The organism is Variovorax sp. 20P10.2.4, from assembly GCF_058244205.1.
The window spans coordinates 1-2,524 of record NZ_JBZAYE010000864.1 but is presented as its reverse complement, the minus strand read 5'-3'; the positions used below and the strand labels follow the sequence as shown (position 1 = coordinate 2,524).

Below are 2,524 nucleotides of genomic sequence, written 5' to 3'. Positions count from 1 at the left end.
GACCGAGGGCAAGGCCTTCCTCGCCTCGGCGCGCTCGCGCTGCAGCGAGTCCTGCGCCGCGATGCCGGCCTGCGCCGCCGCCGCGCTGGCGTTGGAGAGCGCGCCGACGTTGACCGCCGCCACCACCGGGATGCCGGTGGACTTGCCCTGCACCTGGATGTTCTCGGCGTTCACCACGTGCAGCGCCGCGAGGTTGACGTTGCCCGAGACGCGGATGCCGGCCTCGCCCGCGTCGATGGTGCCCAGCGGCGCGATCAGGTCGATGTCGCCCGGCGGGATCTCGGCGATCGGGTTCAGCGTGGCGATGCCCGCGCCGGTGGTCGGCGCGTTGGGCGACAGCGTGACATTGCCCACGCCGTCGTAGACGCGCCGCTGCGGCGTGTAGACCACTGTGGTCTTGGCACCGCGCCCGGCGTTGATGTCGCCCTCGGCCGACCAGCCCAGGATGTTGCCGCCGAAGGTGGTGAAGATGCGGCTCTGGCCCATCAGGATGCTGCCGTGGGCGTAGATGTTGACGTCGCCCTCCCCCTGCGTCATGACGCCCGAGCCCGGCCCCGGCACGAAGCCGCCGTCCACGCCCACCAGCGTGCGTCCGCCCGGCGTCATCACGTGCACGTCGCCGCCGAACTGGGTGTGGATGCCGGCGTCGAGCACGTCGTAGAAGTTCACGTCGTAGCCCGGGCTGCCCAGCGCCTCCCACTCGGCCTTGGTGATGTAGGTCCTGCCCGGCGTCGGACGGTCCTTGCCGACGCCGTTGCTGACCACGTAGCCGTCGATGTAGATCGCGCTGCTGAACAGCGTGAGGTCGCCCTCGTAGCTGCGCGGGCGGCCTTCGGCATCGGTGTCGGGCAGCAGGGTGGCGATGGCCTCGCGGCCGCGCAGGTAGCTGCCGCGGCGCTTGCCGCCCTCCTCGTTGTATTCGCGGCCCGAGGCCTTGAGCTCGGCGTAGTAGACGTTGCGCAGGAAGGCGCGCTGCTGCTCGGCCGGCAGCGCCGCGAAGAAGGCGCGCGCATCCATGGTGGCGGCGTCGAAATGCAGGCCGAGGCGGTTGGCCCCGCCGAAGCGCTCCGTGAGCCAGTTGACCAGGTGCAGCCGGCTCTCGACCTTGTACTCGCGTGCCAGCGAGCGGTTGGCCGCGCTGTCGCCGCGCGAGAGCGCCTGCTGGCGCTCGCGGTCGAGCTCCACCTGCTTGCGCACCAGGAAGGCCGGGGCGCCGGCCTCGTCGCCGTCGTAGCCGAATTCGCGCACGAGCCATTGCGCGAGCGACAGCGCGCCGTGGTAGACCGCCACAGCCTTGCCCGGCTGGTCGGCCAGCGGCTGGCCCGGATCGGCCAGGTTGGCCGGATCGAGGTAGCGCTTCGCGAAGGCCTGCCAGTCGGCGCCCGCGCCCATGCCGGCCGACACCGCCACGCTGGCGCCGCTGCTGCGGTCGCCGGGCTTCACGTCGACCACGGCGCCCAGTGTCTTGACCTCGCCGCGGTCGGCGAAGTACAGATCGCGCCCGGCCGTCACCTCGAGCAGGCCCGGGCCGGTGACGTAGAAGCTGCTGTGGCGGATGTCGCGGCCGGCCTCGACCACCGAGATGTCGTCGGCCAGGCCGTGCGAGATCAGGTTGCCGCGGCCCTCGCCGATGGTGTCCTTCTGGCCCAGGCGCGTGCCCGAGTCGGTGATGTCGCGGCCCGCGCGCACCGCCACCGGGATCGAGCCGTCGTAGCGCGTGCCTTCGCGGCCCAGGTGGCCCAGGCTCGCCATCTGGCCGAAGCGCAGGCCGACGATGTCGCCTTCCACCGCGTAGTAGCGCGCCGGCTCCTGGCCTGTCGCGGCATAGGCCGAGGTGGCCTGGCTCGCGAAGGTGAACAGCGGTGCGTTCGCATAGCGGCCGCTGGAATTCGCGAGCCAGTCGGTCCGCTCGTTGACCACCGACGGATGCAGGTTGTGCACCAGCATCGGACTCAGGCCGTAGGGGCCGCCGCCGGTGTAGGCGATCAGTCCCATGAAGCCCGGACGGAACGGGCTGGTGAGCGCCGCCGGGTCGGCGGTCGACGCGGTGATCGCATAGCCGCTGGCCTGGATCGAGTCGCGCGCCAGCAGTTCGAGCACGCCCTTGCCGGTGACGTTGGTGTACTGCTCGCCCTGCGGCGCCGGCGAGAGCGTGAGGCCGAACTCGGTGCGCGTGAAGGCCGCGCCGTTGTTGGCCAGCAGGTTCGCGGTGCCCACGCCGTAGTAGAGGCTGCCGCTGGCCGCGACCGCGCGCAGGATCGACGGATAGAAATGGCCCTGGTAGGTCGCGCCGACGTTGGTGTCGCGGCGCGCGTTCACCACGTCCTCGGCCACGCCGCCCTCGCCCCAGGCGGTGGTCGGCGTGAGGTTGCCGCCGGCGCTGAACAGGTCCACGCCGGTGGCGGGGGTCCACAGCGAGAACCAGCTGTAGCCCTGGCCCGTGTATTCCTTGCCCTGGTAGCCGAACGGCGTGGCGTTGAGCAGCTTGGTGCGGCCCGCGTCGGCCACGCCGCCGAGCACCAGG

1 protein-coding gene is annotated in these 2,524 nt (G+C 71.8%); it reads right to left on the bottom strand.

The genetic code is table 11. The annotated features are described in order from the left end of the window. The coding region (locus AC27VN_RS38680) for a filamentous hemagglutinin family protein (RefSeq protein ID WP_490880099.1) at nucleotides 1-2,524 on the bottom strand (2,524 nt) is incomplete at both ends.